Below are 20,783 nucleotides of genomic sequence, written 5' to 3' on the forward strand. Positions count from 1 at the left end.
TACTTAATCATCGAAATCTCCTCCACCACCAGTTGGAAGATCCTCTAGAAAATCATCAAATTCTAAAACATTTGTAAAATCTCCTGAAGGCAAAGATATATCGATATCTAAAAGTTCTCTGGCAGAAAATTCAGAAACCTCGGTAGTTACGTGAATATTAAGATCCACTCCCTTTTTCAATATTTTAAGACCAAGATTCAACCATTTATTGCTAGCTAGTTTTTCTAGATCACTTTCTTTGTTTATGGTTGAGTCTTTTTTACGTAGTAATTTCCTGGCAAATTGATCTAAAGCCCTAGTTTGTTTTCCTTTGATAATGGAATCGTTACTGATCTCAGAAAATGTAAGCTTTGATTCTGACGCTAGCGGAAAATTAATTTCTTTCGGAATATTTATAAAGATCATTTCTAAAAAATCTCTTTTCACTTTTATTTCTTTGGAATCAAAAATATCCTGTTTTAAAAAATCGGAATCATCATGATATCTGGAAAAATCTGAAGTAAAGCCATGGATTACTGTAGAATCTTTAACATGATGTATTAGTTTATACTCTGGTAGAAGCTCGAATGTATGGTCTACTGGAGATGGAATACCGTTAGGAATTGTTTTGGTTTCTAAATACGTTTTATACTTTTTAATACTAAGTATATGCTTATTTTTCACCTTACTAAACTTATCCGCATAATACATCGTTACACTATCTTTTTCCATATCGATAATAATACCCGCATAATTATCTAGAACACTATAGACTCCTCCCCATCTTTGTTCTCTCTTTATTCGATTTTCTGAAATATAGTAGGTGGTATGTACCTTGGTTAAAGCACCATACAACCCTCTGGCTTCGGATAATTTAATTTCCCCTTCAAAATATGGCCTTGTATCTTCTTCTTTGGAAGTTTTGGAAGTTTTTGAAGAATTACAAGAAAAAGAAATGACACAAAAAAAGATAAAACCGAATAAAAAGCACTTTGAATTAATCATTGATTAGCGTATTACATATGGTAACCAAAGATATACAACAGAAATTATTTTAGAATACCCGTTTTCGGTGAAATATTATTTCTGTATATATTGAAGTGGTTTAAACTTTTTTCAATTTGCTAAAAAAATGCTTTTTTGCACCCATATTCCGCAATTTTTGACTTCCGTAGCGCTGCTATGCAACTAAAAAATTACTTCATCTGATCACAAAACTGCTATTTTTCACTTAAATCAAAAAAGTTTAAAACACTTCATTAAGAAAAAGCCTGTTTGTACCTCAACAAACAAGCTTCTTCCAACAACATCAAAAAACAAAACCAATTAACTTACTTATTCCTGTTTTTCTAATTACTATTAATTTCTAAAATCTGTAGGTTATACCTGCTTTTGCAAAAAAAGGAGTTCCTGGTGTGAAATGAATTTCTTCTACGGCTTCACTTTCGTTTGCAAGTCTAGATTCGGTAGCAAATTGCGTTTCATTCCACTCTGTATCCAATAAGTTTTCGAGACTAACGGAGAAGTCAAACTGTTTCCATCGATAATTTAAAGACATATCGATAACTGTATATCCCTCTGCAACAATACTATTCGTTTCGGTGGCTGGACGATCTCCTAAATAACGGTATCGTAGACTTCCAGAGAAATTATTAAAATTTTCTATACTAATTCCTCCTGCCGCTGTAACCTTTGGTGCTAACGGAATATAATCCTCTCCATCCGGCGTGTCTATACTTCTGGCATGAGTATAAGTAAGATCTGTATCTAAAAACAACCAATCATTGACCTGATATCGTCCACTGAAATCTATCCCAAACCTTCTCGTTTCCCCACTCGGTTCTACAATACCTTCATCACCTACATATACAAACTCTTGTTCTAAACCTAAATACCAAAATGTCGTATTTAAAAATACTTTTGAAAACGGTTTCCAATTAATCCCTGCATCGATTCCATAAGATTTTGGCAAAATATCTTCTCCCTTTTGGGTAACTACTACTCTGGTATCATTACTATGAAATCCAATTCCAGACTTGGCAAACAGTTGTAAGTTATCAATTGGATCATATTCAATCCGTAATTTGGGAGCAATAATAGCTTTGGATTCTGATTGTATTCGAAAAGGAGTTAATAAGGCATCTTCGTACGTATATTTAAAATAGTCCAGACGAACTGCTGGTGTTATTTTTAATTTCCCAAAGTCTATGGTTGCATCCGCAAAGACATAGGCATTGGTTTCATTTACTGTTCCTAAACTTACGTTTTCTAAAGTTTCATTTCTATTTACAGTTCTGGATAATTCGTTCCCTTTAACAGCGTCATTTCTAAGTCCTATTCCACTATTAAAAACTGCTTCTACTTGATCCCAATATTTTTTAGTATTAAAAACACTATTAAAACCGAATAAATTTCTTTGCTCCTTTTGTCTAATCTGATCTCCGTTAATAGGATCATTTAAAAAGAATGTAAAATTAGAATATAGCTCAAAATCATAAAGTGAATAAAACACATTCGTTCTAAAAGAACTATAATCTCCAATATACTTGTTATAGGTAAAATTGAAATTAGTTCTGGATGTATTACCTCCTTCGGTATCATCTATAGCACCAAATCGTGAAATTAATCCCTGAACTACAGCTCTATTCGGTATTTGACCAGAAGCATCCCATCTACTGGTAAAATGTGAGGCTGATAAAGTAATCTTTTGCGTATCCTGTAATTGGGTTGTATACTTTCCAACAAAATTAATCCTATTAAAATTTTGAGGAGAATCAAATGGACCATCACTTTCTAAATATTCTAGTGCTACTGTTCCTCTTCCTTGATTAGAAGCTCCTAAAAAATTGAATAAACCTACGGTTCTTAATGTATTAAATTGACCTGCTTCTACTTTAATTTGATTATTCTCAAAACTGTCTTTTGTGTTAAAAACCACATATCCCGCAGTATTGAAATTTCCTTGATCAGCTGTATATGCACCTTTTCCAAAACGTATGTTTTCTATTGTTTCGGGAATGATAAAATGCAAATCTGCGTACCCTTGTCCATGTGCATGAGATACCATATTCACAGGTATTCCATCTACCGAAATTGAAACATCAGTTCCATGATCTACATCAAAACCTCTTAGAAAAATCTGCTCTGCTTTTCCTCCTCCAGCATGCTGACCGATAAACAAACCTGGTACCTTTTGCAATAGTTCCTGTGACGAGTTTACAGGATTAACTTTCATATCTAATTTATTAATCAATTGTAAAGGATTAATTTCTTGTTTTAGAATCAACTCATCTAACTGGAAGATTTTATTTTCTAATACTAGTGTAATTCCGTTTTCAATGTCCATTTTTTTCAGAACGATGTTTTTCGTTTCAAAACCTAGCAATCGCGCGGTTAATGTATCTCCTACCTTAATATCTCCTAGGATAAAAGTTCCGTTTTCTAAGGTATGTGTATGGTTTTTAGTTTCATTACTGTAGATATATACTTCACCAAGTGGAACATCAAACGTATCAACAACTTTTCCTTTTACGGTTTGGTTTTGGGCGTAGCCGTACACACCGAATATCAGTGAAAGTATTACTAGAATATTTTTCATGGTATTTTATTTAGACCTTTTAAGTAGTTATAGGTTAGTTATTTCACTGGACATAACTGGACCTAATTCATAAGTACTTTCTCTTAAATCCTCAAAAATTGGATCTGCTTTTCCTAATAGATTGTTTGCCTTATAGATTTGGGCAATATGAAGATTAGCGACAGGTTCAAAAGTTTTATTAACAACAAATTCTTCAGCTATTTTTAGTGCTTTTTTATGCTCTCCTTTTAGATGTAATATATATGCTTTTAGATCATATGATTGTGGAGTTGGCCGATTCTCTATTTCCAAATCGGCTATTTCCAGTGCTTTATCAAATATTTCATACTCCTCGGCTAGTAATAATGCTGTATGTACATTATACATATCGCCATATGATTTATCTTTTATAGCGTTGCTGTACTTGATTAAGTTTATCTTTTTGGCTATTTCATTAGTAAGGTATTCTTCTATTTCTGCTTTTAATAGAAAATAATCTGGACTTTGATGAGTATCTGTTATTGCGTCTAATATTTTCAAAGCTTCTTCTGGTCTATCTTCATAAGAATATGTGATCCAAGCGATTCCTTTTTTTGCATAAGCATTTGCAGGATCTATTTCTAAGGCTTTTATATAGTGCGCGTATGATTCCTTAATTCGTCCGGCATGACCATAATAATCAGCTAAATTAGTATATGACCAAAGTAATAAGTCATCATTTTTACTACTTAGTGCTATTTTCAACGCTTTCTCCATATTTCGTATAGTAGCATCTAGATTTCCTTTGTAATCATTCCATTTTGCCAAGCGAATTAAAAAGTTATAATCATTTTGATTTGCAAATTTTTCTAAATATTTGTGCGCATTATCATACTCCCCTAATTCCATAGACACATCAAAAAGTACCATTTCCGTAGCATTCGTATTGGTTCCTAATACATATGCTCCCATAGCTGCGTCCTTAGCTTCGATAAAGCGATGCTGAGAGATATAGTTATGAGCAAGTGCTAAAAGATGATCTGATTTTCCGATCGTAGCTATTGCCGAGGATTTGGTTAATGCTTTTTCCGCTAATTTTAGATATTTAATCTCTCCAGTAGATTCAAAAAGTTGAGTATAGGCAGAAGCCACTGGCCCTAGAGCCGTAAGTTGTAAACTATCTTTTTTTATTCTTTTATTCCAAAACTCTAGTTGTAATTTTGCTTCACTAAATTTTTGGTTTTCTGTTACGCTGAGATATTGAGCGTACTCTTCTGAATTAGTAATTAGTTGTTCTTTATTCCCACAGGATAGTACTAATACACTAATAAGCAAGACCATTATATTTATTAGAATTCTCATAAGTATTGTTTTTTGATTTTGTTAATTAAAGATTACTGCCCATACTGAGTCTACTTTCCCCTTCATTATAGGGTATACAAAGTCATTTGAGGGCTGACTTTTTATACTAAAAGGCAGACTCAGTTTGACAGTAAATTATGTTGTTTATAATACTTAAGAACCGTGTGGTGCTTCTAAATACGGGAAAGTATTAGAGGGAGTTTCTCCAGAATTACTAACACCATCTGTTACCAAGATTGGTAAGTCTGGAGTTCCATCTCCATTGGTATCTTGTCCATTAAAACGATCTCCATTTTGACCTCCGAAAAGTAATATTAAAGAAACGTCAATTACATCATCCGTTAAGGTTCTACCAGTTAACACATTAGTTCCATCAAAATATGTTGTCGGAGCATCTGGAGCAACTTGTAATACATCAGAAGCAAGAACTGTTGTTAGGGTTGTAATGTCTAATCCTAAAATATTGTTTTCATAAGTAGCACCAAATGCTCCATGAAGATTGGCCAATTGCGTTTCAAATAAGGATTGAAAAGCTGCTCCCTGTTGAGAAGGAATAGTAACATTAAAATCGTTTTCGATATCTGGTGTTGCGCTAAAAACTGTATTGATTCCTGGTCTTCCCATCTGATCTTCCTGAGAAAATGTTCCAGAAAAATCTACCGCTACTGGTGGATCAATTACTATAACGTCATCATCGCTGCTGCAACTAACAAATCCTAGAGTTAATATGAATATTGCTGATATATTTTTAAAATTATTAAGTTTCATAATTATGTATTATTAAATTTTTGATTATTGTTTTCTTTTAGCTTCTGCCCAAGTATTAAATACTTCAACACCTGTTCCTGCCGGATGGCTGAAGGTTCCTCCTAATAGTGAATTAGGAACTTCTACTACGATAGATAATACATTGGTACCATCAAAATCATCATTTCCTGGATTATTAAATCCTCCTGGTGCCATTCCACCTATAATTGCATTAAACTGATTGGAGTCAAAAAAGAAAGGGTCTTCTCTTAAACCAGCAAAATAGGATATACCATTTGCTTCAGAAGTAATAGCATTGGCTCCTGTACTAATGGCTACTTGTCCTAAATACTGAGTATCTTCATTGATTGTGCTATTCAGGCCTGTTTGAGTAGGCTGATAAGGTCCAAAAAAGTACATAATACCATCTCTGGGTATTGCTTGTATGACCAAATCCTCTATAAGATCCCCATCATTATCGATATTGATCTCTACTAAGACATTTTCGTCAAAACTTGCCGAGCTTCCAGGAGCTAGTAATCCTTGAACATTTGCAACGAATACCGTATTATCTGGGTTACCCCCTTCAAATGCATAAAGATCCGTAATGTCTGCTGTGCTTCCTACAACAGCTGGCGCATCAATGTGGTCTGCCGCCATTAAAACAGTCCCTAAACTTAAAAGCCCTCCAAGGATGTATAAATTTGTTTTTCTAATCTTGTTCATTTTTATTTAATTTTAAATGTTTACGCTTTTACTTACGAGCTTATGAAGAAGACGGTTTTCCTAAAAGTGTTAAAAATTAGTTAAGTATTAAATTTGCATATACTTATCCTTTGAGTTTGTTTTTAGAAGAAAAATAAATTTAACTTTGCCATAAACCAATAGACTCATGAACCCATCAACTTCTGGTTGGATAGATAAGTTTTTAAGAGAATTTGACTTAGACGCTCTCCCAGTATCATCTCTAGATGAATTGTATCCAAAACTGAGAGAAGCTGGTTTTATTTATGGCACTTCCATTTCATTAGCGATATCGTTAGACTCCGAAATAACCTACTCGGAAGAAGAGAAAACAAAAATTAATCTTTTCTCTGCATTGGTAGTGACCTATTATGAAACTATCGACAATGGAAGTTCTAAAGATTGTATCAATGCATTGGTTGAGTTTTATGAATATTTAGATACGAAAAAGTCTTTCTTTTCTTTTATCAATTCATTGACTTCTAACAAGAGTGAAAAACTTGAAAAGATAATAAACACTCGTATCCAAACGAATGAATCTATTTTTAAAAAGAACTTTAGTCATTTGCTTACAAATGCATTACTCTTTATTGATGTACTCGCTTTTGAACATTTTCTGATTCATGATATCAACCCAATAGAATATGCAGCGTCGCTGGAAGAAACCTTAACAAATATTGTATTTCTGGCATTAAATTCTAAAATAGAGAAAGATGATTATTATGAATTGTTAGTGAAACTTTTCGCTTCTTCGGTACGATATACCAAGATTAGTACGGAGGAGGATGCAAGTTTTGACCAAGTCGATCTAGATACTTATACCGATGACTTAGAGAAACGATATATTCTTGATCTTACAAGTTTAGCCGTTTGGAATGATAAAGAAATTGATCTTGGAGAACAGGATTTTATGCGTGCTTTGGGAGCAGAGTTAGCATTATCAAACAGATGGGTTCAGGAATCATTGGATTCTGTTCTTAGGTTTGTAAATGATCATAAAGATGAAATTTCTTTTTTCAATTATTCGAATCCAGCACTTCATTTTTACAAACAGACTTCAAGAACTGTTAGTATTCTTATCCTAAGAAATAAGAAACGACTTATAAAAGAAATCTCTGAGAGTAAGGATTTAATGATATTATTAGGACAATCTGCAGTAAGAGACCTTTCTAAGGAAGAAAAACAACAAATGAAACAGCAGCTATTAGACGTTTGTAAAACTATTCCGTCATTAGCTATTTTTATATTGCCCGGAGGAAGTCTCCTTTTACCGTTATTGGTAAAATTTATACCTCAGCTTTTACCTTCGGCGTTTAATGAAAATAAATAAAAAAAATCCCTGAAGTGAACAGGGATTTTTTGTTTATACTTCAAGTTTCTGAAGTTCTTGATAATTCTTTTTAAGCCTTCTGGTTAATATTCCATATACCACTCGATACAGCAATGCTAATAATCCAATGAAAACTGCTAACACCAGTACCGAGGTAATGATTACTACATATAATGGAATATTCTGATCAGCGGATTGAGCTTCATACGTATCTGTATAAAAAGTCATGTACATAATAACGACCAACGTTGTTAAAGACAAAAAGCTAATATTCACCCAGACATATTGTTTTACAGTTTTCCTTGTATTCAGGATATTTTTCATCAACACAGATGCCGAATCTGTAGTCTTTATATTTTTATAATTGATATAAAAACGGACAATAAAGTAGATTAATATTCCATACGATAAAATCGTAGATATCACTGAAAAATTTTCTAATCCTAAAATCTCAAGATCATCATACTCACCAGATAGCCTCACCATAATGTCTATCGAAGACCATAAAACAAACTCTATGACACTTATCAAAAAGATCCACTTAACTATAGATGATGATTTCTTTAAAATCATCTTATAGATCTCATTATATGATAGTTTTGGAAGTTCCGAATCTCGGCTTTTCCAGTCTTTTTTTAATAATTCTAATTCATCCATCTTTATGGGTTTAATATTTTTTTCAACTTCGTCTTCACTCGATTCATTTTTACTCGTGCATTTACTTCAGAGATTCCCATAGTCTCTGCAATTTCTTTATATGATTTGTCTTCCAGATACAAGAAAACTAACGCCTTCTCGATATCATTTAATTGTTTTACTGCCGCGTACATAAGTTTTAATTGCTGCTCTACTCCATCGTCATACTCTTCTGCGGTGATTTTAAAATCCATCGCATCAAAATCAGAAGTTTTAATACTTCGTTTTGACTTTCTATAAAGTGTAATAGCAGTATTCAATGAAACTCTATACATCCAGGTACTAAATTTAGATTCACCTCTAAATTTTGGATACGCTTTCCATAACTGGATAGTAATTTCCTGAAACAAATCATTATGCGATTCTGGGTCATTGGTATATATCCTACAGACCTTGTGCACTATATTTTGATTTTGCTCAAGATTGGTTACAAAACTATGTTCTAATTCTTTCTTCACTTTAGTTAGTTACACCTTATAAGTAGATAATAAAACAAATACGTTACACATTCTGAACTAAAATTTATTTTTTAATGATACTATTTTTAGAACAAAAATATTTTAGCAACTGATTTTCAATCAGTTTTACCGAAGCAATAAACAAAAATAAATATTCTATAGCCTATATGACATTATCAGTTTATCTTTGTAGAACAACACTTTATTTATGAACATTCCTTATACTAATTTACCAAGATTAGTGATTATCGGAGGTGGTTTTGCAGGAGTAGCTTTAGCCAGAAAAATGGTAAAAGAAAACGTACAACTCGTGCTATTAGACAGACACAATTATCACACATTTCAGCCTTTATTATATCAAGTTTCAACCTCATCATTAGAACCAGATTCTATTGCCTATCCATTACGAAAAATCGTAAAAAGAGGTAAGAACACCTATTTTAGAATGACAGAGGTTACCTCTATAGATCCAGGAAATAAAGAAGTTCATACCTCTATTGGCAGCATTACATACGACTATCTGGTAATCGCTACTGGAGCACGTACCAATTTTTTTGGTAACCAGACTATCGAACAGAATTCTATGCGAATGAAAAACCTTCCGCAAGCCTTGAACTTACGAAGTTTGATGTTAGAAAATCTGGAACAAGCGGTAATTACTACTGATCCAGAAAAACGAAAGGAACTGCTTCGCTTTGTGCTAGCTGGAGCTGGACCTACAGGTGTTGAGTTAGCTGGTGGAATTGCAGAGTTACAATTAAACGTACTCCCCAGAGATTATCCTGATATGGATTTTAGCGAAATGGAGATCCATCTTATTGAAGGAGCAGATAGAGTGTTACCACCTATGAGTCAGAATGCCTCCGAAAAAGCTTCTAAGTTTTTAAAGAAAATGGGAGTGCGTATTCATACGAATACTCAAGTAACCAATTACGAGAACAACTTAGTTTCTACCAATACGGAGTTATCATTACAAAGTGCTACCTTCATTTGGTCTGCAGGTGTTACTGGTGCTCCTGTAGAAGGTTTAAAAGCAGATGCTCTTATTCCTAGAGCAAATCGTTATAAGGTCAACGAATTTAATCAAATTGAAGGGTATGAGGATGTTTTTGCTATTGGTGATATTGCATTAATGCAAACAGAAGCGTATCCTAAAGGACATCCTATGGTCGCACAACCAGCGATACAACAAGGAAATCATTTAGTAAAAAACATAAAGCACAAATTACAAGGAAAACCTATGATTCCTTTCTCTTATTTTGACAAAGGATCTATGGCAACAATCGGAAGAAATAAAGCCGTTGTTGATATAGGTAAATTTCGTTTTGGAGGGTTCTTTGCCTGGTTTATATGGATGTTTATACACCTTTGGTTTTTAGTAGGTTTTAGAAATCGTTTTGTAACCTTTTTTAATTGGACCTACAATTATATCAACTACGACAAAGCCGCTAGATTAATTGTAAGACCATTTAAGAACAAAGAAGAAAATGCAATTGAAAGGGTTTAATTAATACTGATCAAATAGTTTCTGAGCCAAACCTTCTAACTCTTCTCTGTTAATTTTTTCGCCTTCTGTTGGCGGATTTATAATAATTGATTCAGAAGGAAATAAGGAAACCTTGTCGAAGCTGACTTTCTTTTTACCTTCTTTTAGTTCTAATATTAGACCAGGAAGCCCGTAATATCCTTTTGGTCCATAAGGAGCTTTGATTTCATTCGTATACCAAGCTTCTACTTTTTTATCCGAGTTTTTCAGTATTGCTTTATAACAGCGATATTGATCGATTTTCTTGGTTTCTTCGGTTAACTCCCATTCCTGTGGCTCTAATGTTTCATCGATCAAAAACTTTCTCCCTCTAAAATCAAATTTATGTACTTTTAAAGCGCTTATCTTTTTCTTTTGAGAAATGTCTAGATAAATAATTTCTGAATCGTTGTAATTAATCTGTTCATCAACCAATTCTTTACCTTTTTTATTGAAACTAGTTCTCGAGACTGTATCATTACTTACGTTGTCTTGCGGGTAATATAACGATTCCTTCTTGTTAACCTTCAAAATAGTGATATAATCATAAGATGGAATTGCCAATGGCGCTTTATTCCTTTCTTTCTTTTTCAATTTTTCTTTTACTATAGCGTATAGACTATCTGACACTGCTCTAAATTTTTGATTATAGAGTTGGATAGAGTCCTTACCAACACCAGGTTTATGTGTTGCCCTAAATTTTTTCATTCCTTCTATTAGAAATGAATCAATCTCAGTGTAATCAAAAGATTCTTTCTTTTTGACTTGAGCCGGTTTACGCTTTTCTTTATAATAGACTGTTAACTCTTGAGATTTTGCCATAAATGAAGTCAATACTATAATACTTATTAAGATTTTTTTCATATCACTTCTGAGTACATTAATATTCATTAAATATCTTAGTAGATAAGTTTTCTAACTCTTCTCTAGTAATTTTTTCACCTTCATTAGGTGGGTTTATGATGATCGGTTCCGAAGGAAATAAGGAAACCTTATCAAAGCTTACTTTCTTTTCACCTTCTTTTAGTTCCAATATTAGACCAGGAAGTCCGTAATACCCTTTTGGCCCATAAGAAGCTTTAATTTTATTAGTATACCAAGCTTCTACTTTTTTATCTGAATTTTTAAGTATGGCTTTATAACAGAGATATTGGTCAATTTTCTTAGTTTCTTGAGTTAGTTCCCATTCCTGTGGCTCTAATGTCTCCTCTATAAGAAATTTTCTTCCTTTATAATCAAACTTATGCACTTTTAGAGAACTTATCTTTTTCTTTTGAGAAATGTCTAGATAAATAATTTCTGAGTCGTTATAGTTTATTCGCTCATCTACCAATTCTCGTCCTTTTTTACTAGTACGACTATGAGAAACGGTATCATTACTCACCTCATTCTGTGGATAGTACAATGATTTTTCTTTATTTATCCTTAATACCGTAATATAGTCATAGTACGGTATGGTAAGTGGTTTTTTATTCTTCTCTCTTTCACTAATCTTTGCGGAAATACGTTCTCCTTCTTTCTCAAGTTCCTCTCTAATCAACATAATAGAATCTTTACTTACTCCTGACTTTATAGCTTCCTTAATTTTAGCAAACTGTTCTCTGTAATAATCAGAAATTTCATCAGTGTCAAAAGATTCTTTTGTTGATACTTGAGCTGGCTTACGCTTTTCTTTATAAAACACAGTAATTTCCTGACATTTCCCTAAAAAGGAAATAAAGAAAAGTATGATCAATAATTTAATTTTCATGTAAAGATTTTGGTTAATGATGATTCGTCCAAGGAATTGGATCCTTTGATAATAAATTTAGACTATATAAGTATGTGTCATTTCGTCTAAAAATGTTACCTCAAATCATAAGTTTATTAAAAAATTAATGTTCATGAAAAAGTAACGCTGGTATTTCTTCTAATCCCTCTCTAGTAATTTTTTCTCCCTGAGTTGGTGGTTTTACTTCAAAATCATCCAGCGTATAAAGAATTTTATCTAAAAAGATAGTTGCATCCTCTTCAATCACTTTTATTATCAGACCAGGTAACCCCCAATATCCTAAAGGTCCAAATGACGATTTGATTTCTTCCGTATACCAAACCTCAACAGGTTTACGTCCTTTTACTCGATAATTTCCATAGCTATAACTTGTATACTGTTGCTTTTCTCTTTTAAAAACTAATGCTTTCTTACATAAAAATCCAGAAATAATTTTTGTCTGATTGGTAAACTTCCATTCTAGATCAACCAGCTCTTCATCGATCAGATATTCTTTACCATAAGCATATTCTATACTTGATTTTTGTTTTGTATCTTGATTTATATAAACAATTTTGTACTCTTTTTCAGAGGTCTCTCTACTAATAAAAGTTTGTTTCCCGTCCTTTCCGTAAGAAACAGTACTATTAATTGTATCATTAAACTGCCGCTCTAATGGATAATAAATTGATTTCTCATGATCAATTCTAAGTACACTTGCATAACCATAATTTACAAGTTCATCGCTATGATCCTTCGCTTTATCATTAATCAATTGTAAATCTTGCTTACTCATTCTTTTTTCAAAAACATATGTTCTTAATTGATAATAATCAGATTTACGTTCTTCTTTATAAAAAACCGTCATCTCCTGAGATTTCCCTCCTATTGCGATAAGAAAAATTGATAAAAAGAGTATTTTTTTCATAGTTCATTGATTAAGAAATGTAAAACTAAAAAATTAGTTAAAAGATTCAACTAATTTTTTAGTTTATTTTTTCAAAATATACTATTTCCCTTTCCTAACAATCCATCCTACATTTTCTACAATTCAGTAAGAATCAATTTTTAGAATCTTCGTTTTAATACACTTTTGAACTGTCAATCAAAAAACAACAGTACATCAAATGAGATATTTATTATTTACCATTTCACTACTCGCCCCTCTATTTTTAACCGCTCAAACCACTGTTTCAGGAACTGTAACGGATCCTTCTGGCATACCAATTCCTGGTGCAAACATCTATCTAGAAGGAACTTATGATGGTGCATCTTCCACGGATACAGGAAGCTTTTCTTTTACGACTGCAGAAACAGGAGATCAAATCTTAGTAGTATCATTTCTTTCTTTTGAAACATTTATTTTAAACGCAACAGTAAACGAAATGAAAAACCTAAAAATCACTCTGAAAGAAGATGTTAACTCTCTCGGAAGTGTAATCCTGAATGCTGGTACATTTTCTGCTGGAGACAATAGCAAAGCATCTGTACTAACACCTTTAGATATTGTTACTACCGCTGGTGCTGCTGGAGATTATATTGGTGCTTTCCAAACACTACCAGGAACTTCTACAGTTGCCGAAGATGGTAGACTTTTTGTTCGTGGTGGAGATGCCAATGAAGCTAATGTATATATTGATGGACTTCGTGTTTTCCAACCGTTTTCTGCAACTGCAAACAATATTCCTACACGTGGTCGTTTCTCCCCTTTCTTATTCAAAGGAACTAATTTCTCAACTGGAGGATATTCAGCAGAATATGGAGACGCATTATCAAGTGTACTTCTTCTCAACACCATTGATCAACCCGAACAGGAAAAGACAGACCTCTCCTTTATTTCAGTAGGTCTTGGTGTAGGTAATACTCAAAAATGGGAGAAAAACTCATTAAGTATCAATGCTTTTTACTTGAACCTAAAACCTTATCAAGAAGTTATTTCTCAACGAGTAGATTGGATAAAACCTTTTGAATCACTGTCTGGAGAAGCTGTGTATAGACATCAATTTAACAATGGTTTGTTTAAACTATATGGAGGATTGAATTATGCTGATTTCGAATTAATTCAAGAAGATATCAATATTCCTGAAGGTATTAACTTTGGTTTAACCAATAGAAATTTATATCTCAATGCTTCCTATAAAGGTGAATTAGGGAATGATTGGACTCTTGCAACAGGTGTGAGCTTTGCTAACGATCATAATGACATTAAAATTGAAGATACAAATGTCGATTCAGATGACAACAGTGCTCATTTAAAAGTAAAACTTAGAAAAAGGTTTAATAATCGATTTAAACTAAATTTTGGTATAGAGCAATTTCTGGGAGATTTTAAAGAAGATGTTAGTGCTACTACCTTCGGAAATTTCCAAAGTAGCTTCAATAACAATAGTACAGCAGTTTTTGGTGAAGCAAACATCTTTTTTAACAAAAAGCTAGCGATGCAAGTTGGAATAAGAGGTACGCATAATTCCTTATTAGATATTACCAGAATATCGCCAAGAGCATCACTAGCATATAAAATTGCAGAGAAATCACAAGTCTCTTTAGCGTATGGAGATTTTTATCAAGCACCTCAACAAGACGTTTTAAAATACAACAGTTCCTTAGATCCAGAAAAATCATCACATTATATCCTTAACTATTTGTATCAGAACAATGGGAGAACTTTAAGAGCTGAAGCGTATTATAAAGGCTATGATCGTTTAGTTAAATTTGATACAGAACTTCCTGAATTCGGAAGTACTTTTACTAATAATGGCGATGGATATGCAGCTGGATTAGATTTATATTGGAGAGATAATAAATCTTTTAAAAACTTTGAGTATTGGGCTAGCTATTCTTATCTGGATACAAAAAGAAATTATAGGAATTATCCAGAACGCGCCACTCCAAATTTTGCTGCCAAGCATAATTTATCATTAGTAGGTAAATATTGGGTCCAAGATTGGAAATCATTAATTAGTACCACCTATAATTTTGCTTCGGGACGCCCATATACAGACCCAAACACTCCTGATTTTTTAGGCTCAAAAACCAGAACATTTAATTCTTTGAATATGAGTTGGGCTTATTTAATAAGTCAACAGAAGATCTTGTTCGTTTCTGTATCCAATGTAATAGGTTTTGACAATGTATTTAATTATCAATATGCCAATACTCCTGATGTAAATGGAAATTTTGCCAGACGCGCTATCAGACCAACTGCTGATCGTTTTTTTATAGTTGGTTTCTTCTGGACCATTAGCGATGATAAAACCGATAATCAACTCGATAATCTATAAAATAAATGCCATTAAACTAATAAATCCATTTAGTATTACATCTCCAGACATTATCTGTATCAAGAGAAAACTCAAAAACGACAATATAAACTTCTGTTTACTGTCTTTAAATCCATAAACACAACCAAAAGTAATCTTAAAATAAACTACAAATCAAACACTTGCAAAAACATATGTTTAATTTTATAAATAAAACTAAGCCATGAAAACCACTTATTATTTCACTTTTATTATTATTTGTCTAGTAAGCTCTTTTACTACTTCTGCACAAAATGATGAAAACACCATCCAAATTGATATTTCAAATATCAAATCTTCTGAAGGCACCATCAGAATTGGGTTGTATAATAGCGAAGAAAACTTTTATAAAAAGATATTCAAATCTACCAAAGTAAAAAGTAAAGAAGGAGCGCTTACCGTTACTTTAGAAAATATTCCTGCGGGCACCTATGCCATCTCATTATTTCATGACGAAAATGATAACGAAAAACTAGATACAAACTTTTTCAAAATACCTAAAGAACCTTACGGCACTAGTAATAATGCTAAAGGAAACTTTGGCCCACCAAGTTGGGAGGATGCTAAATTCTCAGTTTCTAATGGAGATGTGATCCAATCTATTAAATTTTGATACAATTCATCCATCATAAACTACAGTTCGGTATGATTTAATTCCAAATTTTCTGTTGTTGAAGGATATTTACCATGTAAAACTAAAACAACAAAAATTATGAAAACAATTATCCTTATAGCTTCCTTTTTTATAGTACTAACATCAAACGCACAACAAGCATACGAAAAAGGAATGGGAAAAGCTTTTGAGCTTTGGGGCAATCAAAAAAACGACGATGCAGCAAATCTATTCGAACGAATCGGCAGAGCAGAAAAGGACAATTGGTTACCTTTTTATTATGCAGCGCAAATACATATTATAAAAACATTTAATACCAAAGACGCTGAGGAAATTGAATCCCGTTTAAAGAAAGCTCAGAATTATTTGAATGAAGCTAAGACCTTTTCCAAAGACAATGCCGAAATTTTAATTCTAGAAGCAATGCTAAATACAGCATATGTGGTGTATGATGGAACAAAATATGGAATGACACATTCGCCTAAAGTCGAAGAATTATATCAAAGAGCAAAAAAATTAGAGCCCGAAAATCCAAGAGCAACCTTATATCATGCAGAGTGGCAAATGGGAGCTGCTAAATTCTGGGGTAAGGATCCAAAGGCCTTTTGTCCTGAAATAGAAAAAGCTATCTTGTACTTTGAAAAAGAATCGAACACAACACCTTTTTATCCAGATTGGGGAAAAGATCAGATAAAAAGGATACAACAAAACTGCGAATAAGGCTTAGCAGACATGTTCATCGATTCTATATAATACCAAAATTATACTATGAAGGATTTAAGAAGAGTACTGATCATTGCATTCGGAGTATCTATCGCAATAACTATCGTTAACTTATTCGCTAACGGTTTCAATATTGATAGATTCTTAAGCATACAATACTGGATTATCAACTTCTTATATAGTTTCTTTCTCACGTATATCAACGTGTTATATTTTAGATATATCAATTATAAATTTGAATGGAAAAATAAAGGAATACAACGAATATTAATTGGTGCTGGTGGCTCTATAGTAGTAACCATGTTAGGATACTTTATTTGTGAGTTTATTGCAAGTGTTGTAGTACTACAAAGACAAACAACTAATGAGTTTTTAGCAGATCAATCTTTTGGAGATTATGTATTCCCACTATTGATCACAGCAATTATTTCATTGTTCTTTCATACCATTTACTTTTATAAAGCCTTACAAGAAAAAAAGGTAACCGAACAAAAAATAATAGCAGGTACAGCATCAGCAAGATTTGATGCTCTAAAAAATCAATTAGATCCTCACTTTTTGTTTAACAGTCTAAATGTTTTGACATCATTAATTGATGAAAATCCAAGAATGGCTCAAAAATTTACCACATCGTTATCTAAAGTATATCGATATGTATTAGAACAAAAAGATAAAGAATTAGTAACCGTAGATGAAGAACTAAAATTTGCAAAAACATATATGACCTTGTTAAAGCTTAGGTTTGAAGACAGCATTATTTTTGAAATGCCCGAAAAAGCTTCTAATCCCGAGGCCAAAGTTGTTCCCTTGTCTTTGCAGATTTTATTAGAAAACACCATTAAGCATAATGTAGTAATGCCGGATAAACCACTACATATCAAAATTTATGAAGATGATGGTTTTCTAATTGTAGAAAACAACTTACAAACCAAAGAAGTTATCAAACAAAGCAGCGGTGTAGGTTTAGGAAATGTACAGCAACGATATGGATTACTTACCAAAAGAGAGTTTTCTGTATTCAAGACTGAAACAGCTTTCATTGCAAAGCTCCCGATATTAACTAAAAAAATAACATCAATCGATATGACAACATCACAAAATATAGCAATCGCAAAAGACCTAAAATATAAAAGAGCTAAAGATCGAGTAAAGAAAATGAAAGAATTCTACGGAAGTTTGGTCGCCTACTGCATCGTAATTCCGTTCTTGATATTCATCAATTATAAAACCACTGGTTTTGGTCTTCCTTGGTTTATTTTTCCAATGGCAGGTTGGGGATTAGGATTAATCTTCCATTATACAGAAGCATTTGATCATCACCCAATATTTGGTAAAGATTGGGAAAAAAAGAAAATCAGAAAGTATATGGAAGAATCTAAAAGAGGAGATTATGAATAAGATGGATAAAAGAAAAGCCTACAATCACGCAAAAAAACGCGTAGCCGAAGAAAGAGGATTCTATACACACGCCACAGTATATGTAGTAATGAATATTATCATTTTTATTTTTAAGATACAAATAGGCGATTATGTGAATAGTGAAAGATACAACGACTTCCTGCCTTGGAATGTAGTAAGTACTCCAGTGTTATGGGGAATAGGATTATTAGGTCACGGATTATGGACATTTAGACATAGAAACGGATTAGGAAAACTTTTTAATCGCTCTATTTTCAGTAAAGAATGGGAAGAAAAAAAGATTGAAGAGTTTATGAATAAAAACAATGAATTGTAATATCATGGAAACATCAGAATTAAATAAAAGATATGAGTACGCTAAAAAACGAGTAAAAGAAGAGCGTATATTCTATACACATTTGGGTGTTTACTTGATAATTAATGTAATTATTGCAGCAGTAATTTTACAATTTCAAGAGTATATATATGATGGATATTTAGTAATTAATTTGATCAGTTCTCCAGTATTATGGGGAGTATTTTTACTTGCACATGGATTATGGGTATTTAGAGATAGAAAATTGAAGAAAAATTCATTTACCCCTTCTTTATTTAGTAAGAAATGGGAAGAAAAAAAGATCAAAGAATTAATGGACGATACTAACCAATAAAAAAAGAATCATGGAAAATTTAGAAAAAAGACAGAAATATTTAAACGCAAAAAAACGAGTTGAAGCAGAAAAAGGATTCTACAGCCATTTTACCGCATATGTAATTGTCAATGTTTTCTTGTTATTCATTAATGCTGATTTTTTAGATAATGGTTTTAGTGACTTCTTTAACTGGAATTTATATATCACTCCGTTTTTCTGGGGTATTGGTTTATTTTTTCATTGGGTAAAGGTTTTCAACCCTAACATAATATTTAGCAAACAATGGGAAGAAAGAAAAATCAAAGAAATTTTGGATAAAGAAAAGTTTAATAATTTTCTATAAAAATCATAATACTATTCGTCATGAAACCAATAGAAAAAGATAAGAGATATAAAGAAGCTAAAAAAAGAGTTGATGATGAAAGAGGTTTCTATACGCACCTTACTTTTTATATTGTCATCAATATCATCATCCTTTTCATCAATACCAACTTTAGCAGTCAGGGATTTAAAAACTGGGCACAATGGCACTTATATGCTACTCCATTTTTTTGGGGAATAGGATTGCTATTTCATGGACTGAGAGTCTTTAAACGCAATTTTGTGTTTGGAAAAAGCTGGGAACAAAGGAAAATAAAAGAGCTTATGGACGAAGATGATACACTAGATGTATGATCATTCGATGTAAAATAATACAATAACTAACAAAACAGTAACCAATGAAAGATTTCGAAGAACAAAAAAGATACGAACGTGCAAAAGAACGCGTAGATGAACTAAAAAAGTTTTATAATAACCTATTTTCATATATCATAATTATAGGATTTCTAGCGGGATTAAATTATTATCAAAATGAATGGCGCTCCGCTTGGTTTTTATGGGCGGCATTTGGTTGGGGAATCGGTTTAGCATTTCATGCGGTAAAAGCGTATAGAATCAATCCGATGTTTGATAAAGATTGGGAAGAGCGAAGAATACGAAAGTATATGGATGAAGAAGATAGAGAAAAGCAACTTTGGGAATAAATTAGATAATTAGATTGAACTACAGAAGCGTGAAATTGGCATATTTAACCTTATCTTTCTTGTTATATTACAATAAATATAGTTAATCAGCTTTTTCAAAAATCAAGTCTAAATCACATAAAAAACAATAATCTAATTCACCCAACAATCTAACAATCCAAACTAAAATATGAATGTACTCATAATAGAAGACGAAAAACCCGCAGCAAGGAGACTTAGTCGTATGCTTGATGATCTTGATATTAAAGTAGATACGATGCTGCATTCTGTAAGTGAATCCATAGAATGGTTTAGTAATAATCCACATCCTGATCTTATTTTTCTAGACATTCAGTTAAGTGATGGTTTGTCTTTCGAGATTTTTGATTCTATTACGATTAAGAGCTCTATTATTTTTACAACTGCTTATGATGAATATGCTTTAAAAGCTTTTAAATTAAATAGTATTGATTATTTACTGAAACCTATTGATGATGAAGAATTGGAATCCGCAGTCAAAAAATACAAAGAGCAATTACCTACTACTCCGTCACTACAAGTAGATTTTGAGGATATCAAAAAACTTTTGGTAAATCCTATGGATAGAGAATATAAGAAACGGTTTACAGCTCGTGTAGGTCAACATCTTAAAATATTCTCTGTAGAAGATATCGAATGTTTCTATTCTGAAAATAAAGGAACTTATCTTCATACAAATGAAAATCGGAATTATTTGATCGACAACACTTTAGAGTCTTTGGAGAGTGAATTGAATCCGAAACAGTTTTATAGGGTAAACCGCAAGTTTTATATCAACATCAATGCAATAAAGGATATTATTTCCTATACGAATTCCAGGTTACAGATAAAGTTACATCATTTTAATGAGCAAGAAATTATAGTGGCAAGAGAACGTGTAAAGGATTTTAAAGATTGGTTAGAATAA

The 20,783-nt window shown here is 32.4% G+C and carries 20 protein-coding genes and 1 pseudogene; 12 read left to right on the forward strand and 9 right to left on the reverse strand.

The annotated features are described in order from the left end of the window. Nucleotides 1–3 precede the first annotated feature (3 nt). From Q1B37_RS14510 to Q1B37_RS14525, 4 genes and pseudogenes are all read right to left on the reverse strand, one after another. Nucleotides 4–984: a hypothetical protein gene (locus Q1B37_RS14510; RefSeq protein ID WP_299899601.1), complete on the reverse strand. Its 981-nt coding sequence runs from the start codon at nucleotides 982–984 to the stop codon at nucleotides 4–6. A gap of 361 nt (nucleotides 985–1,345) precedes the next feature. Further along, nucleotides 1,346–3,577 carry a TonB-dependent receptor plug domain-containing protein gene (locus Q1B37_RS14515; protein ID WP_299899603.1) on the reverse strand — a complete coding sequence of 744 codons (2,232 nt, stop codon included), beginning with the start codon at nucleotides 3,575–3,577 and terminating at the stop codon, nucleotides 1,346–1,348. 27 nt (nucleotides 3,578–3,604) lie between these two features. Further along, nucleotides 3,605–4,897 (reverse strand): tetratricopeptide repeat protein, encoded by a 1,293-nt coding sequence (locus Q1B37_RS14520; protein WP_299899605.1) that lies wholly within the window; start codon nucleotides 4,895–4,897, stop codon nucleotides 3,605–3,607. Nucleotides 4,898–5,050: 153 nt separating this feature from the next. Beyond that, a pseudogene (locus tag Q1B37_RS14525) lies at nucleotides 5,051–6,361 on the reverse strand (DUF4331 family protein). Between the two features lie 175 nt (nucleotides 6,362–6,536). On the opposite strand from Q1B37_RS14525, the gene Q1B37_RS14530 reads away from it, so the two are divergent. Next, complete coding sequence (locus tag Q1B37_RS14530; protein ID WP_299899607.1) at nucleotides 6,537–7,718, forward strand: LETM1-related biofilm-associated protein; 1,182 nt, start codon at nucleotides 6,537–6,539, stop codon at nucleotides 7,716–7,718. 33 nt (nucleotides 7,719–7,751) lie between these two features. Here Q1B37_RS14530 and Q1B37_RS14535 read toward each other — a convergent pair whose 3' ends face one another. Together Q1B37_RS14535 and Q1B37_RS14540 are read right to left on the reverse strand one after the other, a co-directional pair. Continuing rightward, on the reverse strand, nucleotides 7,752–8,375 hold the full coding sequence (locus tag Q1B37_RS14535) for a hypothetical protein (protein ID WP_299607793.1): 624 nt from the start codon (nucleotides 8,373–8,375) through the stop codon (nucleotides 7,752–7,754). Nucleotides 8,376–8,377: 2 nt separating this feature from the next. Next, nucleotides 8,378–8,872, reverse strand: a complete 495-nt coding sequence (locus tag Q1B37_RS14540; RefSeq protein WP_219008303.1) for an RNA polymerase sigma factor — start codon at nucleotides 8,870–8,872, stop codon at nucleotides 8,378–8,380. A gap of 208 nt (nucleotides 8,873–9,080) precedes the next feature. Here Q1B37_RS14540 and Q1B37_RS14545 point away from each other — a divergent pair, with 208 nt between their 5' ends. Next, a complete protein-coding gene (locus Q1B37_RS14545) occupies nucleotides 9,081–10,379 on the forward strand; it encodes an NAD(P)/FAD-dependent oxidoreductase (protein WP_299899609.1) in 1,299 nt (432 codons plus the stop codon). On the opposite strand, the gene Q1B37_RS14550 is transcribed toward Q1B37_RS14545, so the two are convergent. The 3 genes from Q1B37_RS14550 to Q1B37_RS14560 all read right to left on the reverse strand — a co-directional run bounded on the left by Q1B37_RS14550 (nucleotide 10,380) and on the right by Q1B37_RS14560 (nucleotide 13,075). After that, nucleotides 10,380–11,261 carry a GLPGLI family protein gene (locus Q1B37_RS14550; protein WP_299607800.1) on the reverse strand — a complete coding sequence of 294 codons (882 nt, stop codon included), beginning with the start codon at nucleotides 11,259–11,261 and terminating at the stop codon, nucleotides 10,380–10,382. Nucleotides 11,262–11,277: 16 nt separating this feature from the next. After that, entirely contained in the window at nucleotides 11,278–12,147 is an 870-nt protein-coding gene (locus tag Q1B37_RS14555; protein WP_299899611.1) for a GLPGLI family protein, read from the reverse strand. A 124-nt stretch (nucleotides 12,148–12,271) separates the two neighbouring features. After that, entirely contained in the window at nucleotides 12,272–13,075 is an 804-nt protein-coding gene (locus Q1B37_RS14560) for a GLPGLI family protein (protein WP_299899613.1), read from the reverse strand. 199 nt (nucleotides 13,076–13,274) lie between these two features. Here Q1B37_RS14560 and Q1B37_RS14565 point away from each other — a divergent pair, with 199 nt between their 5' ends. From Q1B37_RS14565 to Q1B37_RS14610, 10 genes are all read left to right on the forward strand, one after another. Further along, entirely contained in the window at nucleotides 13,275–15,428 is a 2,154-nt protein-coding gene (locus tag Q1B37_RS14565; RefSeq protein WP_299899614.1) for a TonB-dependent receptor, read from the forward strand. A 202-nt stretch (nucleotides 15,429–15,630) separates the two neighbouring features. Continuing rightward, nucleotides 15,631–16,059 (forward strand): DUF2141 domain-containing protein, encoded by a 429-nt coding sequence (locus tag Q1B37_RS14570; protein ID WP_299899616.1) that lies wholly within the window; start codon nucleotides 15,631–15,633, stop codon nucleotides 16,057–16,059. Between the two features lie 99 nt (nucleotides 16,060–16,158). Then, a complete protein-coding gene (locus Q1B37_RS14575) occupies nucleotides 16,159–16,779 on the forward strand; it encodes a hypothetical protein (RefSeq protein ID WP_299899617.1) in 621 nt (206 codons plus the stop codon). A gap of 48 nt (nucleotides 16,780–16,827) precedes the next feature. Then, on the forward strand, nucleotides 16,828–18,180 hold the full coding sequence (locus Q1B37_RS14580) for a 2TM domain-containing protein (protein WP_299899619.1): 1,353 nt from the start codon (nucleotides 16,828–16,830) through the stop codon (nucleotides 18,178–18,180). Further along, nucleotides 18,173–18,517, forward strand: a complete 345-nt coding sequence (locus tag Q1B37_RS14585) for a 2TM domain-containing protein (RefSeq protein ID WP_299899621.1) — start codon at nucleotides 18,173–18,175, stop codon at nucleotides 18,515–18,517. Before Q1B37_RS14580 ends, Q1B37_RS14585 begins: the two co-directional genes overlap by 8 nt. After that, entirely contained in the window at nucleotides 18,507–18,851 is a 345-nt protein-coding gene (locus Q1B37_RS14590) for a 2TM domain-containing protein (RefSeq protein ID WP_299899622.1), read from the forward strand. Before Q1B37_RS14585 ends, Q1B37_RS14590 begins: the two co-directional genes overlap by 11 nt. Before the next feature lie 10 nt (nucleotides 18,852–18,861). Next, the gene (locus Q1B37_RS14595; protein ID WP_299607821.1) at nucleotides 18,862–19,176 is read left to right on the forward strand and encodes a 2TM domain-containing protein; all 315 of its coding nucleotides are present in this window, start codon (nucleotides 18,862–18,864) and stop codon (nucleotides 19,174–19,176) included. A gap of 20 nt (nucleotides 19,177–19,196) precedes the next feature. After that, a complete protein-coding gene (locus tag Q1B37_RS14600) occupies nucleotides 19,197–19,508 on the forward strand; it encodes a 2TM domain-containing protein (protein WP_299899624.1) in 312 nt (103 codons plus the stop codon). Between the two features lie 44 nt (nucleotides 19,509–19,552). Further along, complete coding sequence (locus Q1B37_RS14605) at nucleotides 19,553–19,858, forward strand: 2TM domain-containing protein (RefSeq protein ID WP_299899626.1); 306 nt, start codon at nucleotides 19,553–19,555, stop codon at nucleotides 19,856–19,858. A gap of 169 nt (nucleotides 19,859–20,027) precedes the next feature. Then, the gene (locus Q1B37_RS14610; RefSeq protein WP_299899628.1) at nucleotides 20,028–20,783 is read left to right on the forward strand and encodes a LytTR family DNA-binding domain-containing protein; all 756 of its coding nucleotides are present in this window, start codon (nucleotides 20,028–20,030) and stop codon (nucleotides 20,781–20,783) included.

It is taken from the genome of uncultured Aquimarina sp. (assembly GCF_947492965.1).
Classification (GTDB): Bacteria; Bacteroidota; Bacteroidia; order Flavobacteriales; family Flavobacteriaceae; genus Aquimarina.

Excerpts from the sequence above, each read along its gene's own strand:
- Q1B37_RS14550 (WP_299607800.1), bottom strand. The coding sequence starts at position 11,261 with ATGAAAAAAATCTTAATAAGTATTATAGTATTGACTTCATTTATGGCA.
- Q1B37_RS14535 (WP_299607793.1), bottom strand. The coding sequence starts at position 8,375 with ATGGATGAATTAGAATTATTAAAAAAAGACTGGAAAAGCCGAGATTCG.
- Q1B37_RS14580 (WP_299899619.1), top strand. The coding sequence starts at position 16,828 with ATGAAGGATTTAAGAAGAGTACTGATCATTGCATTCGGAGTATCTATC.
- Q1B37_RS14545 (WP_299899609.1), top strand. The coding sequence starts at position 9,081 with ATGAACATTCCTTATACTAATTTACCAAGATTAGTGATTATCGGAGGT.
- Q1B37_RS14610 (WP_299899628.1), top strand. The coding sequence starts at position 20,028 with ATGAATGTACTCATAATAGAAGACGAAAAACCCGCAGCAAGGAGACTT.
- Q1B37_RS14510 (WP_299899601.1), bottom strand. The coding sequence starts at position 984 with ATGATTAATTCAAAGTGCTTTTTATTCGGTTTTATCTTTTTTTGTGTC.
- Q1B37_RS14590 (WP_299899622.1), top strand. The coding sequence starts at position 18,507 with ATGAATTGTAATATCATGGAAACATCAGAATTAAATAAAAGATATGAG.
- Q1B37_RS14570 (WP_299899616.1), top strand. The coding sequence starts at position 15,631 with ATGAAAACCACTTATTATTTCACTTTTATTATTATTTGTCTAGTAAGC.
- Q1B37_RS14600 (WP_299899624.1), top strand. The coding sequence starts at position 19,197 with ATGAAACCAATAGAAAAAGATAAGAGATATAAAGAAGCTAAAAAAAGA.
- Q1B37_RS14595 (WP_299607821.1), top strand. The coding sequence starts at position 18,862 with ATGGAAAATTTAGAAAAAAGACAGAAATATTTAAACGCAAAAAAACGA.
- Q1B37_RS14565 (WP_299899614.1), top strand. The coding sequence starts at position 13,275 with ATGAGATATTTATTATTTACCATTTCACTACTCGCCCCTCTATTTTTA.
- Q1B37_RS14520 (WP_299899605.1), bottom strand. The coding sequence starts at position 4,897 with ATGAGAATTCTAATAAATATAATGGTCTTGCTTATTAGTGTATTAGTA.
- Q1B37_RS14530 (WP_299899607.1), top strand. The coding sequence starts at position 6,537 with ATGAACCCATCAACTTCTGGTTGGATAGATAAGTTTTTAAGAGAATTT.
- Q1B37_RS14585 (WP_299899621.1), top strand. The coding sequence starts at position 18,173 with ATGAATAAGATGGATAAAAGAAAAGCCTACAATCACGCAAAAAAACGC.
- Q1B37_RS14515 (WP_299899603.1), bottom strand. The coding sequence starts at position 3,577 with ATGAAAAATATTCTAGTAATACTTTCACTGATATTCGGTGTGTACGGC.
- Q1B37_RS14605 (WP_299899626.1), top strand. The coding sequence starts at position 19,553 with ATGAAAGATTTCGAAGAACAAAAAAGATACGAACGTGCAAAAGAACGC.
- Q1B37_RS14575 (WP_299899617.1), top strand. The coding sequence starts at position 16,159 with ATGAAAACAATTATCCTTATAGCTTCCTTTTTTATAGTACTAACATCA.
- Q1B37_RS14560 (WP_299899613.1), bottom strand. The coding sequence starts at position 13,075 with ATGAAAAAAATACTCTTTTTATCAATTTTTCTTATCGCAATAGGAGGG.
- Q1B37_RS14555 (WP_299899611.1), bottom strand. The coding sequence starts at position 12,147 with ATGAAAATTAAATTATTGATCATACTTTTCTTTATTTCCTTTTTAGGG.